The organism is Micromonospora sp. NPDC005171, assembly GCF_040608575.1.
GTDB lineage: Bacteria > Actinomycetota > Actinomycetes > Mycobacteriales > Micromonosporaceae > Micromonospora.
Genome location: NZ_JBEXIM010000064.1, coordinates 1 through 21,874, shown reverse-complemented (window position 1 = coordinate 21,874; position 21,874 = coordinate 1). Strand labels below are relative to the sequence as shown.

Below are 21,874 nucleotides of genomic sequence, written 5' to 3'. Positions count from 1 at the left end.
CGCAAGACCGCGGCCGCGGCACCGGCGCGGAAGACCGCGGCCGCGGCACCGGCGCGGAAGACCGCGACCGCGGCACCGGCGCGGAAGACCGCGACCAAGGCGTCCGCCGTCAAGAAGACAGCGGCGCAGAAGACGGCCGCGACGAAGAAGGCCACCGCCAAGAAGGCCCCGGCCAAGAAGACCGCGTCCACCCGCCCCAGCGGCGGCGCGCGCAAGGCTCCGGCCAAGAAGGCCCCGGCCGCGAAGGCGACGGGCACCTCGTCGACCACCGCCCGCAAGGCGGCGGCGAAGAAGGCCCCGGCGAAGAAGACCGTCGCGGCCAAGGCGCCGGCCCGCAAGGTGACCGCCCGCAAGTCACCGGCCCGCCCGGTCGCCGCCCCGAGGGGGGCCCGCAGCGCGGCCCGGAAAGCGACCGGCTGAACGCGGAACACCCCCGCGCTGGGCGGATTTCCGGCCGGTCACCGGAAGCGGATCACCCGTGGCGCTGTCAGGATTGACCCGTGGTCATCCGACGCGTACTCGCGCCCCGCATCGACTTCGGCGCGTTGCGCCGCGAGCTCGGCCTGCCCGAGGAGTTCCCTGCCGACGCCCAGCGTGAAGCCGACGAGGCGGCTGCGGCACCGCCGCAGCCGCCCGTCGACCGCACCGACATACCGTTCGTCACCGTCGACCCCGCCACCTCGCGGGACCTGGACCAGGCGATGCACCTCACCCGCCGCCCGGGTGGGGGCTACCGGGTGCGGTACGCGATCGCCGACGTCGCCGCGCACGTCACCCCCGGTGGCGCCTTGGAGGCGGAGACCTGGCGGCGGGGGCAGACCATCTACCTGCCCGACGGGAACGTGCCGCTGCACCCGCGCACCCTCAGCGAGGGTGCCGCCAGCCTGCTGCCCGACGACGACCGGGCCGCTGTGGTCTGGACCATCGACCTGGACGCCGACGGCGGCACCGTGGCCGTCGAGTTGGAACGCGCCCTGGTCCGCAGTCGCGCCAAACTCGACTACACGGGGGTGCAGGCGGCAGCCGAGGCCGGGCGGCTACCCGACCCGATCACCCTGCTGCCGGAGATAGGTGAGCTGCTGACCGCGCGTGGGCTGCGGCGGGGCGCCATCAACCTGCCGCTGCCCGAGCAGGATCTGGAGCCCGACGGTGAGGGCTGGCGGCTGGTGCTGCGCGCACCGGTGCCCATGGAGGAGCACAACGCGCAGATCTCCCTGCTGACCGGAATGGCCGCCGCCGACATCATGCTGGCCGGGCGGGTGGGCCTGCTGCGTACGATGCCGGCGCCCAAGCCGGAGGCGGTGCAGCGGCTCCGAGCCGCCGCCGCGCCCCTGGGCGTGCACTGGCCGGACGACGTAGGCCCGGGGCAGGTCATCGCCGGCCTGGACGCCGCCCAGCCGCGCGCCGCAGCGTTCATCGACCAGGCGGCCGAGCTGATGCGCGGTGCCGCGTACACCGCCTTCGACGGGGAGCTGCCGGAGCAGCCGGAACATGGCGGCGTGGCAGCCGCGTACGCCCACGTGACGGCGCCGTTGCGGCGGCTCGCCGACCGGTACGCCACCGAGGTCTGCCTGGCCCTGCACACCGGCCAGCCGGTGCCCGACTGGGCCCGCGCCGCGCTGCCCCGACTGCCCGAGGTCATGGCGAGCACCGACCGGACCGCCTCGGCGGCCGCTCGTGGCGCCGTCGAGTTGGCCGAGGCGGCGGTGTTGGAGCACCGGGTGGGCGAGACCTTCGACGCGGCAGTCCTCGATGTCGACGCCCCGCCCAACGGCAAGTCCCGGCCCCGACCGCCCGGCGGCACCGTCGCGCTGGACGCCCCGCCGGTACGCGCCCGCTGCCTCGGCCAACTGCCGCTCGGCGAACGGGTCCGGGTCCGCCTGGTCACCGCCGACCCGGCGGCGCGGACCGTCCTGTTCGAGCTGGCCTGACCGGGGGCTGTCGGCCCAGGCCCGGTCCTCGCCGGCCCGGGTGCGAGCCTCGTCGGCGCGCTTGCCGGCCCGGGCCCGGTCCTCGCCGGCCCTGGTGCGAGCCTCGCCGACGCGGTCGCTCGCCCGCCCGGGGCCACTCCTCTTCGGCGCGGTCGGTGACGGCAGCGGGGATTCTCACAACGCTCGGCGCTGCTGACCTACCTGGCGGTTTGCGAGGATGAGGCCATGGCATACGACGCGAGCACGCTGCCCGACGTGTCCGGGCTGACGGTCGGCATCATCGGCGGCACCGGCGACCAGGGGCGGGGCCTCGCCTACCGGTTCGCGCGGGCCGGCCACACGGTGTTGATCGGGTCCCGGTCGGCTGAGCGGGCCGCCGAGTCCGCGGCGGAGATCGCCGCCCTGCCCGGGGTGCCGGCCGGCGGCAGCGTCACCGGCGCGGCCAACGACGAGGTGGCCCGACGCAGCGACGTGGTGATCATCGCGGTGCCGTGGGACGGGCACGCCGCCACCGTCGCCGCCCTCGCCGAGCCGCTCGCCGGCCGGATCGTCGTCGACTGCGTCAACCCGCTCGGCTTCGACAAGCAGGGCCCGTACGCGCTGACCGTCGCCGAGGGCAGCGCCGTGCAGCAGGCCGCCGCGTTGCTGCCCGACTCCCGGGTCTGCGCGGCGTTCAACCACGTCAGCGCTCCGCTGCTGGCCGACCCCGAGGTCGACCGGATCGATCTGGACGTGCTGATCTGCACCGAGGACCGTGAGCTGGTGGACATCGTCGGCGCGCTCGCCGCCCGGATCCCCGGCATGCGGGGCATCTACGCCGGCCGGTTGCGCAACGCCCACCAGATCGAGGCGTTCACCGCCAACCTGATCGCCATCAACAAGCGCTACAAGGCGCACGCCGGCATCCGCGTCACCGACCTCTGACCCGAGCGGCCTGATCCACTCCGGTTCCGTGACATCGCGGTGTCCCGGTGCCCGGGACACCGCGATGTCGGCAAACCCGAGTGGATCACGCCGTGCTCGGTACTAGAAGGTGTGTTCGGCGGCAGGGAACTCGCCGCCGCGGACCTCGTCGGCGAACCGGCGGGTGGCGTCGGTGAGCGCGCCGGCCAGGTCCGCGTACCGCTTGACGAAGCGGGGGGCCTTGCCGGTCCGCAGCCCGGCCATGTCCTGCCAGACCAGCACCTGCGCGTCGGTGTCCGGGCCCGCGCCGATGCCCACGGTGGGAATCGGCAGCTCGTGGGTGATCCGCTTGGCCACCTCGCCGGGCACCATCTCCAGCACCACCGCGAACGCGCCCGCCTCCGCCACCGCCCGTGCGTCGGCCAGCACCTCGTCGGCGGCGTCGCCGCGACCCTGCACGCGGTAGCCGCCCAGTGTGTGTTCGCTCTGCGGCGTGAAACCGATGTGCGCCATCACCGGGATGCCGGCGCCGACGATCGCGGCGATCTGCGCGGCGTTGCGGCGGCCACCCTCCAGCTTCACCGCGTGACAGCCACCCTCCTTCATGAACCGGACGGCGGTGCGCAGCGCCTGGGCCGGACCCTCCTCGTACGAGCCGAACGGCAGGTCACCGACGACCAGCGCCTGCCGGGTCGCCCGCACCACGGCCCGGACCAGCGGAAGCAACTCGTCGGCGGTGATCGGCAGGGTGGTCTCGTAGCCGAACACGTTGTTGGCGGCCGAGTCGCCGACCAGCAGCACCGGAACACCGGCCTGGTCGAAGATCGACGCCGTGTACTGGTCGTACGAGGTGAGCATCGGCCACCGCTCGCCGCGCTCCTTTGCGGCCATCAGATCGCGGGTGCGGACCCGTCGGGTGGCCGGGCCGCCGTACAACGCGGTCACCTCGTGCGGAGTGGACTCCACCATCTCTGTCTCCCTTCCTCGAGGCCGCCTGCGCGGTCCCCGGGTTCCGTCGCGATCGTCGCACCGCAAGACGGGGTGACGGCAGGGCCCAGTGCAAGATGTCACTCCACCAGCGCGAGGCCGCCCCGCCCAGCGCCGCGAGGCGGCGCCGGGCCGCACCATCGACCCGGCACCCCCAGGGGTACGGCTCAGCCGTGCTCGCGCCACCGGTTGGTGATCGGCAGACGGCGGTCCCGACCGAACGCCTTCATGGAGATCTTCGTGCCCGGTGCCGACTGCCGTCGCTTGTACTCGGCGGTATCCACCAGCCGCAGCACCTTGTCCACGATCGCCGGGTCGTGACCCGACTCGACCAGCCCGTCGCGGCCGAGGTCGCCGTCGACGTAGCCGATCAGGATCGGGTCCAGGACGTCGTAGTCGGGCAGGCTGTCGCTGTCGAGCTGGCCCGGGCTCAGCTCGGCGCTCGGCGGCTTGCCGATCGAGTTCTCCGGGATCGGGGCGGTCTCACCGCGCCGAGCCGCGTCCCTGTTACGCCACTTCGCGAGCCGCCAGATCAGCGTCTTCCAGACGTCCTTGACCGGGTTGAAACCGCCCACCGAGTCGCCGTACAGGGTGGAGTAGCCGACCGCCAGCTCGCTCTTGTTGCCGGTGGTCAGCACCAGGTGGCCCTCCTGGTTCGACAGCGCCATCAGGATCACGCCACGGACCCGGGCCTGCAGGTTCTCCACGGCCACACCGGACAGCGACAGGTTGGCCAGGAAACCGTCGACCATCGGCTGGATCGGCTCGACGCGGTAGTCCAGGCCGGTGCGCTTGGCCAGGTCGGCGGCGTCCTCCCGGGAGTGCTCCGAGGAGTGCTGGCTGGGCAGCGACACCCCGACCACCCGGTCCGGCCCGAGAGCGTCGACGGCGAGCGCGGCCACCACCGCCGAGTCGATGCCGCCCGAGAGACCGAGCACCACCGACGGGAACCGGTTCTTGTTGACGTAGTCGCGCAGACCCAGCACCAACGCCTGCCACACCTCGGCCTCGTCGGCCACCGGCTCGATCAGCCCGCCGGTGGCGGCCGGGCCGGACGGCGTGGGTGGAATGCCGTCCAGGGTGCTGTGCGCGATCCGCATGCCGTCGGCCAGCGTTTCGGTGGTCGGCTCGGTGGTGGCGGCCGGCAGTTCGACGTCGTGCACGAGCAGGTGCTCGACGAACTGCGGGGCGCGGGTGAGCAGCTCACCGTCAGCGCTCACGATCATCGAGTCGCCCTCGAAGACCAGCTCGTCCTGGCCGCCGGTCATGTTGACGTACGCGATGGCGGCGCCCGCCTCGGCGGCCCGGCGGCGGACCAGCGGCAGCCGGATGTCGTCCTTGTTCAGCTCGTACGGCGACCCGTTGATGTTGACGACCAGGCCGACGCCGGCGCTGCGGGCGGCGGCGAACGGACCGCCGGCCTGCCACAGGTCCTCGCAGATGGTCAGCGCGACGTCCACGCCGCCGATCCGCACCACTGTCAGCTCGTCACCGGAGACGAAGTACCGGTCCTCGTCGAAGACCCCGTAGTTGGGCAGGTGATGCTTGAAGTAGCGGGCGGCCACCACGCCCCGGTGCAGCAGCGCGGCGGCGTTGCGCGCACCCCGGCCCGGCTCGGCGTCCCCGCTGACCTGCGGCGGACCGTCGGCGTCCAGGTAGCCGACCACGACCGGCAGCTCGCCCAGACCGTCGGCGGCCAGGTCGGCGGCGAGCCGCTGCACGGCGGCCCGGGACGCGGCGACGAAGGAACGCCGGAAGACCAGGTCCTCGACCGGGTACCCGGTCAGCATCATCTCCGGGAAGAGCACCAGTTGGGCACCGGCATCGGCGGCCTGGCGAGTCCAACTGCGGACCAGGTCGGCGTTCCCGGCGAGGTCGCCGACGCTCGGGTTGACCTGGGACAGGGCGAGACGCAGGGTGGGCATGCCTTCATCTTGCCCCAGCCTCGTCGTGACAATCCGTACCCTCGGACGAGATTGCCACCACCCGCCCGCGACGGGCGCCCGCGAGGCCGCGGCGGCAGGAGCTCGGCCGTCATGGCGGCGGACGCGGGCGGCACGGCCGGGGCCCACGCTCGCCCGGCGGGACACGAGGGGACGGCCGGCGGTAGTTCGCGTAACGTCTGCGTAACCAGGCCCGGGAACACTGGGCGATCAGGTCGGGTGCAGCCCGGCCAAGGCGGACAAAAGAGTGTCGCGAGGGGTTGGGGAAGTGGACCGTCAGCAGGAGTTCGTCCTCCGCACGCTGGAAGAGCGGGACATCCGGTTCGTCCGGCTGTGGTTCACCGACGTGCTGGGCACGCTCAAGAGCGTTTCGGTGGCACCCGCCGAGCTCGAGGCGGCCTTCGAGGAAGGCATCGGCTTCGACGGCTCGGCCATCGAGGGCTTCGCCCGGGTCTTCGAATCGGACATGGTGGCCATGCCCGACCCGACCACCTTCCAGGTCTTCCCCTTCGAAGGTGGGGTCAGCGGCGAGAGCGCCCGGATGTTCTGCGACATCCTGCTGCCCGACGGAAGCCCGTCCTGGGCCGACCCCCGACACGTGCTGCGCCGCGCGCTGTCCAAGGCAGCCGAGAAGGGCTTCACCTTCTACACCCACCCCGAGATCGAGTTCTTCCTGCTGGAAAACGGTCCGCAGGACGGCTCCGTGCCCACCCCGGTCGACACCGGCGGCTACTTCGAGCACACCACCCACGCCGTGGCCCGGGACTTCCGCCGCCAGGGCGTACTGGCGCTGGAACGGATCGGCATCTCGGTGGAGTTCAGCCACCACGAGGTCGCGCCCGGTCAGCAGGAGATCGACCTGCGCTACGCCGACGCACTGACCACCGCCGACAACATCATGACCTTCCGGCACGTGGTCAAGGAGGTCGCGCTCTCCACCGGTGTGCAGGCCAGCTTCATGCCGAAGCCGTTCACCGACCAGCCGGGCAGCGGCATGCACACCCACCTGTCGCTGTTCGAGGGGGAACGCAACGCCTTCCACGACAGCGGCGACCCGATGAAGCTGTCCAAGGTGGCGAAGTCGTTCATCGCCGGTCTGCTGGTGCACGCCCGGGAGTACACGGCGGTCACCAACCAGTGGGTCAACTCGTACAAGCGGCTCTTCCCGCAGCACCTGCCGGACCGGATCACCGAGAGCCCCGCGTACGTCTGCTGGGGTCACCTCAACCGGTCCGCACTGGTCCGGGTGCCCGCGTACGGCAAGCCCAACTCGGCCCGGGTCGAGGTCCGCTCGCTGGACTCGGCGGCCAACCCATACCTCGCCTTCGCGGTGCTGCTCGGCGCCGGCTTGAAGGGCATCGAGGAGGGGTACGAGCTGCCGCCCGGCGCCGAGGACGACGTCTGGTCGCTGACCAGCGCGGAGCGGCGCGCCATGGGCTACGAGGCGCTGCCGGAGAACCTCGCCGAGGCGATCGACGTCATGGCCGGCTCCGAACTGGTCGCCGAGGTGCTCGGCGAGCACGTCTTCGACTTCTTCCTGCGCAACAAGCGGGCCGAGTGGGAGCAGTACCGCCGCGAGGTCACCCCGTACGAGCGGCAGCGCTACCTGGCGCTGTAGAAGCCGGGGCTGACGCGGTTGCGCGCTGCCGCTATGGTCTCGATCACCGCCCCGGTCCCCCTCCGGGCGGAGAGTCGGGAGGCAGTCGGTGCTGGAGGATCTGCTCAGCGGTGCCTGGCAGAGCGTCGTGTTCGGGATCGTCGGCGTCGGGCTCATGGCCGCCGGCTTCGGGCTCGTCGACCTGCTCACCCCGGGCCGGCTACGCGACCTGATCTGGGTCGACCGCAACGCCAACGCGGGGTTGCTGCTCGCCGCCAACCAGCTCGGCATCGCCGGGATCGTCTTCACCGCCATCCTGACCAGCTACAGCGACTTCGGTAAGGGGCTCGCCTCCACCGTGGTCTTCGGGCTGGTCGGCTTGGCGATCATGGCGTTGGCGTTCGTGGTGCTGGACCTGCTCACCCCCGGCAAGCTCGGCGAGGTCATCTGCTCGCCCGAACCGCACCCGGCCGCCCGGGTCAGCGCCGCCACCCACTTCGGGGCCGCGCTGATCGTCTGCGCCTGCATCGCCTGACGGTCGCCCCTCCGCGTCGCCGGGCGGGCGGTCCGCCTGCTCTGTGGGCCGGTCGTTTGTGGGCTGGTCGTTTGTGGGCCGCCGTCTGTGGGCTGGTCGTCTGCGGGCGGTCGTCTGCGGGCCGCCGTCTCCGGCCGGCCGTCCGCGGTTGGTCGGCTGCGGGCGTGCAGATCTTGGACAGTTTCCGTTAGGTAGGCGGGCCGTAGTGACGGAAACTGTCCAAGATCTCTGACCGGAGGGGCGCTCGCGTCTGTGGGCGGTCGCCGCGGGCGTCGTACCCCGGTCGTAGCGTGCCGGGCATGAACCGCACGGACCGCCTCTACGCGCTTGTCGAGGAGCTGCGGGCGGTGTCACCACGGCCGCGCAGCGCTCGCTGGCTGGCCGCGCGCTTCGAGGTGAGCAGCCGGACCATTGAACGAGACCTCGGCGCGTTGCAGGAGGCCGGGGTGCCGATCTGGGCCGAGCCGGGGCGCACCGGCGGCTACGTCCTGGACCGCGCCCGCACCCTGCCGCCGGTCAACCTGACCGCCGCCGAGGCGGTGGCGATGGCCGTGGCCCTGCACCGGCTCGCCGGCTCACCCTTCGCCGGACCGGCCGCCACCGCGCTGCGAAAGCTGGTGGCGGTGCTGCCGGCCGCCGACGCCGCCGAGGCGCACCGACTCGCCGGCCGGGTGCAGCTGATCGGCGACGGGCCGGCCACGCCCGTCCCGGCCACCGTCGCCGACGCGGTCGCCGCGCGGCGGGTGCTGCGCATCCGGTACGCCGACCGCGCCGGCGCCGACTCGACCCGTGACGTCGAGCCGCTCGGCTACCTCGGCAACTCCCGACACTGGTACCTGGTGGCCTGGTGCCGTCTGCGTGACGAACTGCGGTGCTTCCGTACCGACCGGATCCGGAGCGTCTGGGCGCTGCCCGACGTGGTCCTCCGGGAGTTCCGCCCGACGGATCTCGACATCCCGCACGAACGGGTTCGCCCGCTGAGCCTGGTCTGAAGCGGCTCCGGCGCGTGGTCTGAAGCGATGCCTGCGGGTGGTTTGGAGCGGCTCCGGCGGGTGGTCTGAAGTTGCTCGGGGCGTGGCTTGATGCGGCTCGGCGCGTGGTTTGAAGCGGCTCGGCGTGCGGTCTGCAGCGGCTCGGCGCGCGGGCCCGGGTCGGTCTCGCCGCTGGAACTCCGCCGGGTGACCCGGAAACACCGACAGGACGCTGTCGCTAACGACCCCGAGACTGCTCCAGACGACGGCCGAACGGCCGGCTCGGAAATTTCTGGAGGCAGTAGATGTCCAGGTCCACCACGCCCATCACCTGGTTCGAGATCGGCACCGACCGGCCCGAGGACGCGGAGCGGTTCTACGGAGAGTTGTTCGGCTGGACCTTCGAGGAGCAGGGCTCCACCAACGGCGGGTCCTACCGGGTGACCGAGGCTGGCGGCGACACCGGGATCGGCGGGGCGATCCGGGCGACCGACGGTACGTCCCCGAACTACGCGGTGTTCTACGCCGAAGTCGCCGACGTCGCGGAAACCTGCCGACAGGCCGAAGCGGCCGGCGGCCAGGTGCTGGTGCCGGCGCGTACCGCACCGAGCGGTCTCACGTTGGCCCACCTCCTCGACCCGGCCGGCAACCATCTGGGCGTGTTCGCGCCTCCGCCCGCCCAGCCCTGACCCCGTCCAGCGCTGGGCCTGGGCTGATGAACCGGGGCAGGGGCTGAGGCCAGGGCTGGCCTGGTCCTGGGCTGGCCTGGTCCTGGGCTGGCCTGGTCCTGGGCTGGCGTTGCGTCGGGTTGGCTTGGCGTCCGGGTTGGCTTGGCCGTGGGTCGGGTTGGCTTGGCCGTGGGTTGCTTGGCCCTGATTTGGCCTGGCGCTGGGCCAGCTTGGCCTCGGGTTGGGCTGGCCTCGCCTGGTCGGCCCCGGGGCCAACGCCCCGGGTATGTGTGTACGCCGCACCAGCCTGGCCGCATGTCCCCGGGTCGGCTTGATCGACTCGGGTTTCATGATGTCGCGGTGTCCGAGCGCGTCGGATACCGCGACTTCACGGAAACCCGAGTCGATCAAGCTGCCGGGGCAGGCCCGGGGCCCGGGACCGGCCCTCGGCCCGACGCGGCGGCCGGGCCTGACAGAACGGGCCAGGGCAGGCCGTGCCTGCCAAGGCGGGTCCGGCCGCCGAGGTGTACCGAGGCGGCCCTGGCCCGACGCGGTCGCCCGGCCTGACGAAACGGACCAGGACAGGCCGTGGCTACCAAGGCGGCCCGGCCGGCCGGGCTGTACCGATTTTGGTCCCGGCCGGCCGGGCTGTACCGATTTTGGTCCCGGCCGGCCGGGCTGTACCGATTTTGGTCCCGGCCGGAGCCGGATTCGCTGGACTACTTGCCGGGCGTACCTTCGCCGTGGTGGGCGCCGGGGCCGCGGTGGCCGCCAGGGCCGGGGAAGACGCCGGCCTCGACGGCCTTGGTGATCGCGTCGGCCTGCTCCTGGGTGAGCTTGCCGTCCTTGACCGCCTGGTCCAGACGCTGCTTGAGCGCGGCCTGCCGGTCCTCGGCGGACGGGCGCTGCGGGCGGTCGGTCGGGCGGTGCTGCTCGCGGATCTTCTCCAGTGCGGCGGTCACCTTGTCGGTGGGCACGCCCAACTCCTTGGCGAGCGCCTCGGCGAACTCGCCCTGCCGGTCGGCCTTCGCGCCGGGAGCCTTGCCCGGAGCCGTGTCGGGAGCCGGGGCGGTGCTGGCGCTCGGCGTCGGCGTGGGAGTGTCGGCGGCGAACGCGATCGTCGGGGCCGCGATCCCGACGCCGAGGACGCCGGCGGTGGCCAGGCCGGCCAGCAGGTGCTTCCTACGGATGGTGCGGGACATGCTCTCCTCCAGAGGTTTGGTCGTCCTGCGCTGTCATCACCGACAGTGACCGGGCTGTCTGGGCGGAAGCCGTGGCGACCCTGTCAGCGAGCTGACAATCCTCGGCGGGTGGCTGAAATCGGTTGTGTCGTCGTTGGCCGAGTGGCCAGGGTGGATCATCACCGACGGAAAGGACACCTCGAAATGACCGTCGAGATTCGGGAGATTCCACTCTTCGAGGCGGAGGCCGGGCCGTACGGCATCACGCCTGGCCCGGACGGCGCGCTGTGGCTGACGCTGGCCCAGGCCGGCGGCATCGCCCGGTTGGCGCCCGACGGAGCGGTCCGGACCTACCCGCTGGAGCCGGCCGGTGGTCGCCCGCTGATCATCACGACCGGGCCGGACGGGGCGCTCTGGTTCACCCGCTCCGGAGACGACCGGATCGGTCGGATCACCGTCGACGGCGAGCAGCGCACCGTCGCCCTGCCGGCCGGCACCGGGCCGTGCGGCATCGCGGCCGGGCCGGATGGCGCTCTCTGGTACGCCGGGATGAACTCCGACACGATCGGCCGGGTGGAGACCGACGGCAGCCACACTGCGTTCCCGCTGCCGGTGAACGGCGGATTCGCCTCGATGATCACTGCTGGCGCGGACCAGGCTCTCTGGTTCACCCTCAACCAGGCGAACGCCATCGGCCGGATCGACCTCGACGGCAGGGTCACTCTGCATCCGTTGCCCACCGGGAAGGCGGGCCCGGTCGGCATCACCCTCGGCGACGACGGCGCCATCTGGTTCGTGGAGATCGCCGCCGGTCAGCTCGGCCGGATCGACCCGGATGGCGAGATCGTCGAGTTTCCGTTGCCGGACCGGGCGGCCCGTCCGCACGCGATCGTGACCGACCCGGACGGCGGCGTGTGGTTCACCGAGTGGGGTGCCAACCGGATCGGTCACCTCGATCCCACTGGACGGATCGAGGGCTACGCCCTCCGCACCCCCAACGCCGAACCGCACGGCCTCACCCGCACCCCCACCGGCATCTGGGCCGCCCTGGAAATCGGCGCCATAGCCCACCTAACCCCCTGACCCCACCCCTCGGCCCGGGTCAGGGGGCCGGGTCAGGGTGGGCCGGGGGCCGGGGGCCGGGGCTGGGGTCGGGTCAGAGGCTGGGCCTGGGGCCGGGGGCGGGGGTAGGGGAGGGGTAGGGGGTTACTGGACTGCGGGGGTTGTGGTGAGGGTGGCGGTGGTGGTGTCGAGGGTGGCCTCTGTGCCCACCGGCACGGTCAGTTGGTCGGGGCCGTGGCCGATGGGGAGGCCGCCGAGCACCGGTACGCCCAGGTCGCCGAGGCGTTCGGTGAGTACGTCGACGATCGTGGTGTCCCAGCCGTCGCCGCAGTCGGTGAACTGCCCGACGGCCACCCCGGCCAGCCCGTCCAACGCGCCGGCGCGACGCAGGTGGGTGAGCATCCGGTCGACCTTGTACGGGGGCTCCTGCACGTCCTCGATCAACAGCACCGCACCGGTCAGGTCGGGCAGGTCCGGGGTGCCGATCGACGCGGCGATCATGCACAGGTTGCCGCCGAGCAGGGTGCCGGTGGCGCGACCCGGGACGCGTACGCCGAAGGTTTCCTCGGTGGGGACCGCGGTGATCGACACCGGTTCGGTCGTCATCAACGCGGCGTGCAGGGACTCGGCGGAACGCAGCGGCGTCCGCTCGTCGCGCCAGGCCGCCCCGGGGCCGTGCACCCCGGCCAGGCGGGCGCCGCGCCACAGCGCGAACTGCAACGCGGTGATGTCCGAGAAGCCGGCCACCACCTTCGGATCGCGGCGCACGGCGGCCATGTCGATGGCGTCCACGATCCGTTGTGCGCCGTACCCGCCCCGAGTGCAGATCACCCCGCGCACGTCAGGATCGGCGAAGGCCGCGTTCAGGTCGGCGGCGCGCAGGTCGTCGGTGCCGGCGAGGTAGCCGTGGCGGGCGTACGCGTTCGGTGCCGGCACCGGGCGCAGACCCCAGCCGGTGAGCAGCTCCACGCCCCGGGCCACCCGCTCCGGCGAGGTCGGCCCGGAGGGCGACACCAGCAGCACCGTGTCACCCGGGCGTAGCACGGGCGGGCGTACGACGGTGGTGTCCTCGCTGATCACAACCGCAGAGCCTAACCACCCCGCCGTGGCCGGGACCCGCGCACGGGCGGCGAAAGGCCGCGCGGCCCGTGCCGGGGCGTGGTGCCGTGCGGCGTACCGGCTAGCCTCGACGGGTGGCAACCGCGCTGGTGATCGAGAACGACCCGACGGACGACGCGCGCCGGCTGGGTGAGTGGCTGACTGAGGCTGGGCTGGAGCTGTGGGTGGTTCGCCCGCACGCCGGCGACGAACTCCCCGCCGACCTGGAGGGTTACGCGGCGCTTGTGGTGCTCGGCGGCGACCAACAGGCATACCCGTTGCCGGACGGCTCGCCGGGCGCGCCCTGGTTTCCGGCGGTGGAGGGCCTGCTGCGCAAGGCGGTCCGGTACCGGGTGCCGACCCTGGCGGTCTGCCTGGGCGCGCAACTGCTCGCCACCGCGCACGCCGGGCTGGTGGAGCGCAGCCCGTCCGGGCCGGAGATCGGCCCCGGCGTGGTCGGCCGGCGCGACGCCGCCGAGAACGACCCGTTGTTCCGGTACGTGCCGTTGATCCCGGACGTGCTCCAGTGGCACTCCGACGAGATCACCGAGCTGCCTCGGGGCGCGACCCTGTTGGCCGCCTCCACCCGCTATCCGCATCAGGCGTTCCGCCTGGGTGACCGGGCGTGGGGTTTGCAGTTCCACATCGAGTGTGACGCCGCGATGATCGCCGACTGGGCCACCGACTCGACCCAACTCGCCGAGCTGGGCTACGACCCCGATCTGGTGGTCGCGGCCTGCGCCTCGGTGCTGGCCGACGTCGAGGAGGTCTGGCAGCCGTTCGCCGCCCGGTTCGCCGCGCTGGCCCTCGGCGAGTTGGACGACAGCACGACGCGGCGCGGTCTGCCGCTGCTCGGGCACTGATGAGCCGGCCGACCAGGGCACCGGGCCGGCTCGCCCGGTACGGCTTCGGCACCGCCGAAGGCGACGGCGGGGCGCGCGCCGCGGACCTGCTCGGCCCGGAGGGGCTGCGGCTGTGGCGGCCGGTCGAGCAGGAGCCGGTCGACGAGGCCGCCGCAGAGTTGCTCGCCGCGCTGTCCCGCGCCGCCGACCCCGACCTGGCGCTGCGTCAACTGCACCGCATCGTGGAGGCCGAGAGCCGCACCACGGACGCCAGCGCCGGAAGTCGCGCCACCGAAGGCAGCGCCGAATCGCCGCTGCTCACGGACCTGCACAACGACCCCGGGCTGCGGCGGCGGCTGATCGCGGTGCTCGGGGCGTCGGCGGCGCTCGGCGACCACCTGGTGGCCCACCCGGAGCACTACCAGGCGCTGTGGACCGCCCCGGACGGGCTCGCGCCGACCGCGGAGGGGCGGCTGGAGCCGACCGACGGCGGCAACCCGGTGGCGGCGCTGCGGACCGCGTACCGCCTGGCGTTGTTGCGGATCGCGGCGGCCGACCTGACCGGCGGTCGCGGCCTGGAGCAGACGATGGCCGCGCTCTCCGCGCTGGCCGACGCGACGCTCTCCGCGGCGTACGAGATCGCGGTCGCGGAGTTGGCGGAGGGGACCGAGCGGCCCCGGCTCGCGGTCGTGGCGATGGGCAAGTGTGGCGGCGGCGAGCTGAACTACGTCTCCGACGTGGACGTCATCTTCGTCGCCGCCGAGGACGCCGACCTGTCCGCCGCGACCCTGGTGGCGACCCGACTGATCTACATCTGCGGGTTGGTCGCGTGGCCGGTGGACGCCGCGCTGCGCCCCGAGGGCAGCCGGGGTCCGTTGGTCCGGACCCTCGCCAGCCACCTGGCCTACTACCGGCGGTGGGCGCGCACCTGGGAGTTCCAGGCGCTGCTCAAGGCCCGCCCGGCCGCCGGGGACCTGCCGCTGGCCCAGGAGTGGATCGACCAGCTCGCGCCGCTGGTCTGGCGGGCGGCCGAACGGCCCGAGGCGGTCGAGGACGTCCGCGCCATGCGCCGCCGGATCATCGACCACATCCCGCCGAAGGAGCTGGAGCGCGAGATCAAGCGCGGGCCCGGCGGGCTGCGCGACATCGAGTTCGCCGTCCAGTTGCTGCAACTGGTGCACGGTCGCGGCGACGAGACGCTGCGCGCGCCCGGCACCATCCCGGCGCTGCGGGCGCTCGTCGCCGGCGGCTACGTCGGGCGGGCCGACGGCGAGGCACTGCTGCGCGGCTACCGCTTCCTGCGCAGCGTCGAGCACCGGCTGCAACTCCAGGGCCTGCGTCGTACGCACACGGTGCCCGCCGAGCCGGGCGCCCTGCGCTGGCTCGCCGCCGCGCTGGGTTTCACGGCCGCGCCGGGGCGCAGCGCCGTGGAGAGCTTCCGGGCCGAGTGGGTCACCCACGCCACCGAGGTACGCCGACTGCACGCCAAACTGCTCTACCGGCCGCTGCTGGAGTCGGTGGCCCGGGTGCCGGCCGACGGGTTGCGGCTCACCCCGGAGGCGGCCAGGACCCGCCTGGAGATCCTCGGCTTCGCCGACCCGGCCGGGGCGTTGCGTCACCTCCAGGCGCTCACCGGCGGGGTGAGTCGCACGGCGGCCATCCAGCGCACGTTGCTGCCGGTGCTGCTCAGCGAGTTCGCCGACGCGCCGGAGCCGGACCGGGGGCTGCTCAACTACCGCAAGGTCTCCGACAAGCTGGGCAGCACCCCCTGGTATCTGCGGTTGCTGCGCGACGGCGGCCCGGTCGCCCGCCGGCTGGCCCGGGTCCTCGCCCTGTCCCGGTACGTCGCCGACCTGCTCGCCCGCGACCCGGAGGCGCTGCGGCTGCTGGCCGAGGAGAACGAGCTGGCGCCACGCCCGCCCGAGGTGCTGCGGGAGGGTTTCCTGGCGGCGGCGGCCCGGCACACCGACCCGGTCGAGGCGACAAGCGCGGTGCGGGCGCTGCGACGTCGGGAGCTGGTCCGGGTGGCCTGCGCCGACGTGCTCTGCCGCGCTGGCGCGCTCGCGCCCAGCCCCACCCGGCCGGACGGCGCGAACCGGTCGGCCGCCGGGCTGTCCGACATCACCGAGGTCGGCACGGCGCTCGCCGACGTCACCGACGCCACCCTGGCCGCCGCGCTGCGTGCCGCTCAGGCCAGCCAACGGGCACCGGAAGGGCTGCGGTTCGCGGTGATCGGCATGGGCCGGCTCGGCGGGTACGAGTCGAACTACCTGTCCGACGCCGACGTGCTCTTCGTCTACGACCCGCCGCCGGGCACCAGCGAGAGCGCCGCCAGCGCCGCCGCGCACGCCGTCGCCGAGGAGCTACGCCGCCTGCTCGGCGTGCCCGCCCCCGACCCGCCGCTGGGTGTCGACGCCGACCTGCGGCCGGAGGGCCGCCAGGGTCCGCTGGTCCGCAGTCTCGCCGCGTACGCGCAGTACTACGCCCGCTGGTCGCGGGTGTGGGAGGCGCAGGCGCTGCTGCGTGCCCGGTTCGTCTGCGGTGACGCCGACCTGGGCGCCGAGTTCGAGGCGATGATCGAGCCGGTGCGCTACCCGGCCGAGGGGCTGACCCGCGAGCAGGTCGTCGAGATCCGGCGGATCAAGGCCCGGGTGGAGACCGAGCGGCTGCCCCGGGGCGCCGACCCGGCCACCCACACCAAGCTGGGTCGCGGTGGGCTCGCCGACGTGGAGTGGGCGGTGCAACTCGTCCAGCTGCGGCACGCCGGCGCGATCCCGGAGCTGCGCGGCACGCGTACCCTCGATGCCCTCGCGGCGGCCGAGCGGGCCGGCCTGATCGACCCGGCGGACGCTGCGGAGATGGCCGCCGGTTGGGCCCTGGCCGCGCAGGTCCGCAACGCGTTGATGCTGGTCCGGGGCCGGGCCGGCGACCAGTTGCCCCGGCACGGGGTGGAGTTGGCCGGGGTGGCCCGGCTGCTCGGCCGCGACGACCCGGGGGAGTTCCTCGACGAGTACCTGCGCACCGGCCGCCGCTCCCGTGCCGCGGCCGAACGGGTCCTCGATGCCTGACGCGTCGCCGCGCCCGACCGGGCGGCGCGTCGTGGGCACCGGCTGGGCGGCGGGCGCCGCGGTAGCGGTGGTGCTCGCCGTCGCGTTCCTCCTCGCGCCGCCGATGGGCACCGACCTCGCCGCGCAGGTGGCCCGTGCCGGGTTCACCGAGCGGTACGGTGCCGCGCCTGTCGACTTCGGCTGGTACGGCGGCGTCAACCAGTACGGCTACAGCCTCTTCACCGCCCGGTTGGGCGCGCTGATCGGGGTGCGTCCGCTGGGCGCGGTCGCCGCAGTCGTCGGGGCTGCCGCGCTGGGTTGGCTGTTCACCCGCAACCGGGCCCGCCGGCCGCTGCTGGCCGGCGTCCTCGGCGCTGTGGTGCTGGTCGGCAACCTGGCGAGCGGTCGGATCACCTTCGCTGTCGGGTTGGCGTTCGGGTTGCTGGCGCTCTGCGCGGTCAGCGCGGAACGCCCACCGCGCTGGCTCCGGTTGACGCTCGCCGCCGGCTGCGCCGCACTGGCGACGGCGGCGAGCCCGGTTGCCGGCCTGTTCACCGGGCTGGCCGGCGCGGCGTTGCTGCTGGCCGCCCTGCGGACCGGCGACGGGCCGGGCCGCCGGCTGCCCGGAGGCTGGCGAGCCGAGCGACCAGTGGCCGAGGGGTTCGTCCTGGCCGTGGCGCCCGCCGTCACCCTCGCCCCGATCGCGTTCCTCTTCGGCAACGGCGGCATCCAGCCGTACTCGGCCGAGTCGATGCGCATCAACGTCGCGCTCGCGGTGCTGGTGGCGGTCGTGCTGCCGCGTCGCCGCCGGGTGTTGCGGGTCGGCGCGGCGCTCACGGTGCTGCTGCTGGTCGGGGCGTACTACCTGCCCAGCCCGATCGGGTCCAACGCGCTACGCCTGCCGATGCTGTTCGCCCTGCCCGTGCTGGCCGGGTACGCCGCGCTGCCGGGGCCGTGGCTGGCCGGGCTGCTCGCCGCGACCGTGTGGTGGCAGTCCCCGGTGATGGTGAGCGACGTGACCCGGGCCGGCTCCCCGGAGACCGCCGCAAGCTTCTACCAACCGCTCGTCGCCGAACTCGACAGGCGGCAACCGGCCGGGCGGGTCGAGGTGGTGCCGCTGCGGGACCACTGGGAGTCCGCGTACCTGCCGCCGACAGTGCCACTGGCCAGGGGCTGGGAACGTCAGGTCGACAGCGACCGCAACGCGCTGTTCTACGACGGCAACCTGAGCGCGCAGACGTACGAGCAGTGGTTACGGCACGAGGCGGTGACCTACGTGGTGCTCGCCCCGGACGCACCCGCCGACCGGTGGGGCCGCGACGAGGCCGCGCTGATCCGCGCCGGCCTGCCGTACCTGCGGGAGGTCTGGAGAGACCCGACCTGGCGGATGTACGCGGTGGTCGACCCCACCCCGCTTGTCGGTGCCCCGGGTGAACTCGTCGCCGCCGAACGCGGCGCGGTCCGGCTGACCGCCACGCCAGGGGACGTGCCGGTCCGGGTGCGCTGGTCGCGCTGGCTCACGTTGAGCGGCCCGGACGGCTGCCTGCGACCGGGCGCGGACGGGTGGACCGAGGTGCGGGTCCGTGTCGCCGGCGACTACTCGGTCTCCAGCGGGCTGGCGCCGGCGCGCCACTGCTGACCGTCCGGGTGCCTGCCGTCGGCACCCCGCCGTGATGCTGGCAGCATGTCCGGCGTGCCTTCCCACCTCGCGCGCTGGACCGGCCTGGCGGGCTCGCTGCTGCTCGCGTTCTCCGCCTTCCTCGGCGGCGCGTTCCCCAGCGGCCCCCTGCGCAGCACCCCGGTCAGCATCTGGCAGGGGCCCAACGGCCCGCTGATCCTCGCCGCCTGGGTGGTCGGCACCGGCCTGATGGCGTACGCCTGGTGGGCGTTGCGCGACGGGGGACCCTCGACGCGGTGGGCCCTGGTCACCGTCGGGCTCTGGCTGCTGCCGTTGCTGATCGCACCGCCATTCGGCAGTCGGGACGTGTACGCGTACGCCTGCCAGGGCGCCAGCTTCGTCGGCGGCATCAGCCCGTACGAGCAGGGCGTCTCCGCGCTGCCCTGCCCCTGGCTGGACACGGTCTCGGTCATCTGGCGCGACACCCCGGCGCCGTACGGGCCGCTGTTCGTGCTCATCGCGGGCGCCGTGGTGAAGGCGACCGGTTCGCTGACCGCAAGCATCGTGCTGTTCCGTGCGCTGTCGCTGGTCGGCGTGCTCCTCACCGCGTGGGCCCTGCCGGCGCTGGCCCGCCGCGCCGGCGTGCCGCCGAAACGGGCGGTGTGGCTGGCGTTGGGTTCCCCGCTGGTCGCCGCGCACCTGATCGGCGGTCCTCACAACGACGTGCTGATGCTCGCCGCGCTGGTCGGTGGGCTGGCCGTGGTGGCCGCGCACCCGGGCCGGCGCGGAATGCTGCTGGTCGGCGGGCTGCTCCTCGGAGTCGCGGTGGCGATCAAGGTGACCGCCGTGGTGGTGGTGCCGTTCGCCGCGCTGGCGGCCACCGCCGGGCCGTGCCGGATCCGGACGCTGATCCGCGACGGCGGCTGGGTGGTCGGCGGCGCGGTCGCCACAGTGGTCGGCGTGACCATCGCCGGTGGGCTGGACTTCGGTTGGGTCGGCGGGCTGTCCCAGGGCGGCGCCGCCATCGCCTGGACCTCCCCGCCGACCGCCGTCGGGCAGACGGTCGGTTACGTCGCGTCGCTGTTCGGCGGTCACATCGACGCGCTCCCGGTCACGCGCGGGATCGCCGTGGTCCTGCTGGCCGTGCTGCTCGTCTGGCTCTGGTGGCGGGCCCGCAACCGCGACCCGCTGTACCACGCCGGCCTCGCCCTCGCCCTCACCGTCGCGCTCGCCCCCGTCGTGCACCCCTGGTACTGGACGTGGCCGCTGTTCGTGCTGGCGGCCACCGCCCAGCGGATCAGATGGTTCACGGTGGTCGCCCTCGTCGCGTCCTTCCTGGTGCTGCCCGACGGCACCGGGCTGCCCCGCTACACCAAGACGGTCGGGGCGCCGCTGATGACGCTGTTGGTGATCGTGCTGGTCATCCGGTTGGTACGGTCGGCTCGGGCGGCCCGTCAGCCGGTCGCCGCCGACTGAGGGAAGGTGCGCCGGTGACCGCTCCCGGTGCCTCTCTGTCCCGGTACGCCGGCCTGCTCGGCGCCGTTCTGCTCGCCGTGGCCGGATACCTCGGCGGGGCACTGCCCGACGCCCCGCTGGGCGTGACACCCGCGTCGATCTGGCGAACCCCGGACGGGCCGGCGACGCTGACCTGCTGGCTGATCGGCACCGTGCTGCTGGTCGGGGCGTGGTGGTCACTGCGCGAGGGTGCGCCGTCGACCCGGTGGGCGTACGTCACCGCCGGGCTGTGGGCACTACCGCTGCTGGTCGCGCCGCCGCTGGGCAGCCGGGACGTCTACTCGTACGCCTGCCAGGGCTGGACGTACGCGCACGGCGTCGACCCGTACACAGTGGGGGTGGCCGCGGCGGGCTGCCCCTGGCTAGACACGGTGGCCCCGATCTGGCGGGACACCCCGGCGCCGTACGGGCCGGTGTTCGTCCTGCTCGCGGCGCTCGCCGTCGGCCTCGGAGGCGGGCTCACCGGCACGCTCGTGTCGCTGCGGATCATCGCCGTGGCGGGGCTGCTGCTGGCCGCGCTCTGCGTGCCCGGGCTGGCGCGGGCCGCCGGGCTGCCGACCCGTCGGGCGGTCTGGCTGCTGCTGGCCTGCCCGCTGGTGGGCGTGCACCTGGTGGGCGGGGCGCACAACGACGCCGTGATGCTGGGCCTGCTGCTGTGCGGGCTGCTGATCGTGGTCCGTCGACCGGGTCGGCCGGCGGCGCTGCTGCTGGCCGGGGCGCTGCTTGGGCTCGCGGTCACGGTGAAGGCCACCGCCGTGGTGGTGGTCCCGTTCGCCGCGTTGGCGGCGGTGCACGGCCGGCACACCGTACGGGCGCTGCTGCGCGACGGCGGCTGGCTGGCCGGCGGGCTGCTGGCCGCGCTGCTGGTCACCTCGGCGCTGTCCGGTCTCGGGTTCGGCTGGGTGGGCGGCCTGACCCGCAGCGGAGACTCCGAACAGTGGACGTCACCGCCCACCGCCGTCGGCCTGGTGGTGGACTACGCCGGCGCGTTTGCCGGGCGGGACCCGCAGGCCGTGCCGGTGGTCCGGGCGGTGGCGCTGCTGCTGCTCGCGATCGTGCTGGTGGTCCTGTGGCTGAGGGCCTGGCGGGACCGGCGGGCCTGGGATGGCCCGGCCCCGGCTCGCGCCCGGGTCGCGCTGCACGGCGCCGGCCCGGCCCTGGCCGCCACTGTGGTCCTGTCCCCGGTCTTCCACCCCTGGTACGCGACCTGGCCGCTGGCGCTGCTCGCGCTCACCGCCGCCCGGACCGCCTGGTTCGTGCTGCCGGCCGGGGCGGCGACCTTCCTGGCCCTGCCCGACGGCACCAACCTGGCCCGCTTCACGAAGGCCCCCGGCGCGGTGGCGATGACCGCCCTGCTCCTGTTCCTGCTCCTTCGGGTTTGGCAGAACGGACTGAACCGCTCGTCACATCGACGGTTCGATGCTCAAGATCGTGCCCGAACATGGTTGTAGTGGCATCGCCGAACCGCCGACGCCACTACATCGTGAATCGAGCACGATCTTGGGGGCAGGTCAGGGGCAGGGGACGTGCAGGGGCGTGGGCGGTCAGCGGTGCGTGTTCCACGTCGGGCCGAGGGTGGAGGGCCGGGCCAGCCGTATCCCGGGGGGCGTTACGAAACGGGCCGGGCCGGCTCCGCGATCGCGGAGCCTGCCCGGCCGGTGTTCGAGCGACTGCTCAGCAGTCGCCGTGCATCGGACTGCTCAGCAGTCGTAGTACATGGCGAACTCGTGCGGGGTCGGGCGCAGGCGCACCGGGTCGACCTCGTTGGCGCGCTTCCAGTCGACCCAGGTGGAGATCAGGTCGGGGGTGAAGACGCCGCCGTCGAGCAGGTAGTCGTGGTCGGCCTCCAGCGAGTCGAGCACTGCCGACAGCGAGCCCGGCACCTGCTTGACGTCGCCCCACTCCTCTGGCGGGAGGTCGTAGAGGTCCTTGTCGATCGGCGTGGGTGGTTCGATCTTGCTCTTGATGCCGTCGAG

At 73.6% G+C, this 21,874-nt stretch carries 16 protein-coding genes and 2 pseudogenes; 13 read left to right on the top strand and 5 right to left on the bottom strand.

The genetic code is table 11. The annotated features are described in order from the left end of the window. The 3 genes and pseudogenes from ABZU74_RS33135 to npdG form a co-directional block, all read left to right on the top strand. Positions 1–420, top strand: a pseudogene (locus tag ABZU74_RS33135) (histone); the annotation flags it as partial. An 80-nt stretch (positions 421–500) separates the two neighbouring features. Beyond that, the gene (locus tag ABZU74_RS33130; RefSeq protein WP_355432435.1) at positions 501–1,931 is read left to right on the top strand and encodes an RNB domain-containing ribonuclease; all 1,431 of its coding nucleotides are present in this window, start codon (positions 501–503) and stop codon (positions 1,929–1,931) included. Between the two features lie 225 nt (positions 1,932–2,156). Beyond that, positions 2,157–2,855, top strand: a complete 699-nt coding sequence (npdG, locus tag ABZU74_RS33125) for an NADPH-dependent F420 reductase (protein ID WP_355432433.1) — start codon at positions 2,157–2,159, stop codon at positions 2,853–2,855. A gap of 102 nt (positions 2,856–2,957) precedes the next feature. On the opposite strand, the gene panB is transcribed toward npdG, so the two are convergent. Both panB and ABZU74_RS33115 read right to left on the bottom strand, forming a co-directional pair. Further along, the gene (gene panB, locus ABZU74_RS33120; protein ID WP_124855798.1) at positions 2,958–3,803 is read right to left on the bottom strand and encodes a 3-methyl-2-oxobutanoate hydroxymethyltransferase; all 846 of its coding nucleotides are present in this window, start codon (positions 3,801–3,803) and stop codon (positions 2,958–2,960) included. A gap of 185 nt (positions 3,804–3,988) precedes the next feature. Beyond that, on the bottom strand, positions 3,989–5,746 hold the full coding sequence (locus tag ABZU74_RS33115) for an NAD+ synthase (RefSeq protein ID WP_355432431.1): 1,758 nt from the start codon (positions 5,744–5,746) through the stop codon (positions 3,989–3,991). A 286-nt stretch (positions 5,747–6,032) separates the two neighbouring features. On the opposite strand from ABZU74_RS33115, the gene glnA reads away from it, so the two are divergent. The 4 genes from glnA (at position 6,033) to ABZU74_RS33095 (ending at position 9,556) form a co-directional block, all read left to right on the top strand. Beyond that, complete coding sequence (glnA, locus tag ABZU74_RS33110) at positions 6,033–7,382, top strand: type I glutamate--ammonia ligase (protein WP_355432428.1); 1,350 nt, start codon at positions 6,033–6,035, stop codon at positions 7,380–7,382. Between the two features lie 88 nt (positions 7,383–7,470). Further along, positions 7,471–7,896: a DUF350 domain-containing protein gene (locus ABZU74_RS33105; protein ID WP_196919021.1), complete on the top strand. Its 426-nt coding sequence runs from the start codon at positions 7,471–7,473 to the stop codon at positions 7,894–7,896. Between the two features lie 299 nt (positions 7,897–8,195). Further along, the gene (locus tag ABZU74_RS33100) at positions 8,196–8,888 is read left to right on the top strand and encodes a WYL domain-containing protein (protein WP_355432424.1); all 693 of its coding nucleotides are present in this window, start codon (positions 8,196–8,198) and stop codon (positions 8,886–8,888) included. Positions 8,889–9,172: 284 nt separating this feature from the next. Further along, positions 9,173–9,556 carry a VOC family protein gene (locus ABZU74_RS33095; RefSeq protein WP_355432421.1) on the top strand — a complete coding sequence of 128 codons (384 nt, stop codon included), beginning with the start codon at positions 9,173–9,175 and terminating at the stop codon, positions 9,554–9,556. A 698-nt stretch (positions 9,557–10,254) separates the two neighbouring features. On the opposite strand, the gene ABZU74_RS33090 is transcribed toward ABZU74_RS33095, so the two are convergent. Next, entirely contained in the window at positions 10,255–10,737 is a 483-nt protein-coding gene (locus ABZU74_RS33090; protein ID WP_355432418.1) for a hypothetical protein, read from the bottom strand. Positions 10,738–10,920: 183 nt separating this feature from the next. Between ABZU74_RS33090 and ABZU74_RS33085 the strand changes: the two genes are divergently transcribed. After that, positions 10,921–11,799, top strand: a complete 879-nt coding sequence (locus ABZU74_RS33085; RefSeq protein WP_355432415.1) for a virginiamycin B lyase — start codon at positions 10,921–10,923, stop codon at positions 11,797–11,799. Positions 11,800–11,922: 123 nt separating this feature from the next. Here ABZU74_RS33085 and ABZU74_RS33080 read toward each other — a convergent pair whose 3' ends face one another. Next, positions 11,923–12,858 carry an LD-carboxypeptidase gene (locus ABZU74_RS33080; protein ID WP_355432412.1) on the bottom strand — a complete coding sequence of 312 codons (936 nt, stop codon included), beginning with the start codon at positions 12,856–12,858 and terminating at the stop codon, positions 11,923–11,925. A 113-nt stretch (positions 12,859–12,971) separates the two neighbouring features. Here ABZU74_RS33080 and ABZU74_RS33075 point away from each other — a divergent pair, with 113 nt between their 5' ends. The 5 genes from ABZU74_RS33075 to mptB (ABZU74_RS33055) are packed head-to-tail and all read left to right on the top strand — an operon-like array spanning position 12,972 to position 21,349. Beyond that, the gene (locus ABZU74_RS33075; RefSeq protein WP_355432409.1) at positions 12,972–13,739 is read left to right on the top strand and encodes a type 1 glutamine amidotransferase; all 768 of its coding nucleotides are present in this window, start codon (positions 12,972–12,974) and stop codon (positions 13,737–13,739) included. Continuing rightward, positions 13,739–16,786: a bifunctional [glutamine synthetase] adenylyltransferase/[glutamine synthetase]-adenylyl-L-tyrosine phosphorylase gene (locus ABZU74_RS33070; RefSeq protein ID WP_355432406.1), complete on the top strand. Its 3,048-nt coding sequence runs from the start codon at positions 13,739–13,741 to the stop codon at positions 16,784–16,786. The genes ABZU74_RS33075 and ABZU74_RS33070 overlap by 1 nt, the downstream gene beginning before the upstream one ends. Continuing rightward, entirely contained in the window at positions 16,779–18,404 is a 1,626-nt protein-coding gene (locus ABZU74_RS33065; protein WP_355432404.1) for a hypothetical protein, read from the top strand. Before ABZU74_RS33070 ends, ABZU74_RS33065 begins: the two co-directional genes overlap by 8 nt. 54 nt (positions 18,405–18,458) lie before the next feature. After that, the gene (gene mptB, locus ABZU74_RS33060) at positions 18,459–19,859 is read left to right on the top strand and encodes a polyprenol phosphomannose-dependent alpha 1,6 mannosyltransferase MptB (RefSeq protein WP_355432401.1); all 1,401 of its coding nucleotides are present in this window, start codon (positions 18,459–18,461) and stop codon (positions 19,857–19,859) included. 14 nt (positions 19,860–19,873) lie between these two features. Further along, on the top strand, positions 19,874–21,349 hold the full coding sequence (gene mptB / locus ABZU74_RS33055) for a polyprenol phosphomannose-dependent alpha 1,6 mannosyltransferase MptB (protein WP_355432398.1): 1,476 nt from the start codon (positions 19,874–19,876) through the stop codon (positions 21,347–21,349). A 249-nt stretch (positions 21,350–21,598) separates the two neighbouring features. Here the strand turns inward: mptB (ABZU74_RS33055) and ABZU74_RS33050 are convergent. Then, a pseudogene (locus ABZU74_RS33050) lies at positions 21,599–21,874 on the bottom strand (type I glutamate--ammonia ligase); the annotation flags it as partial.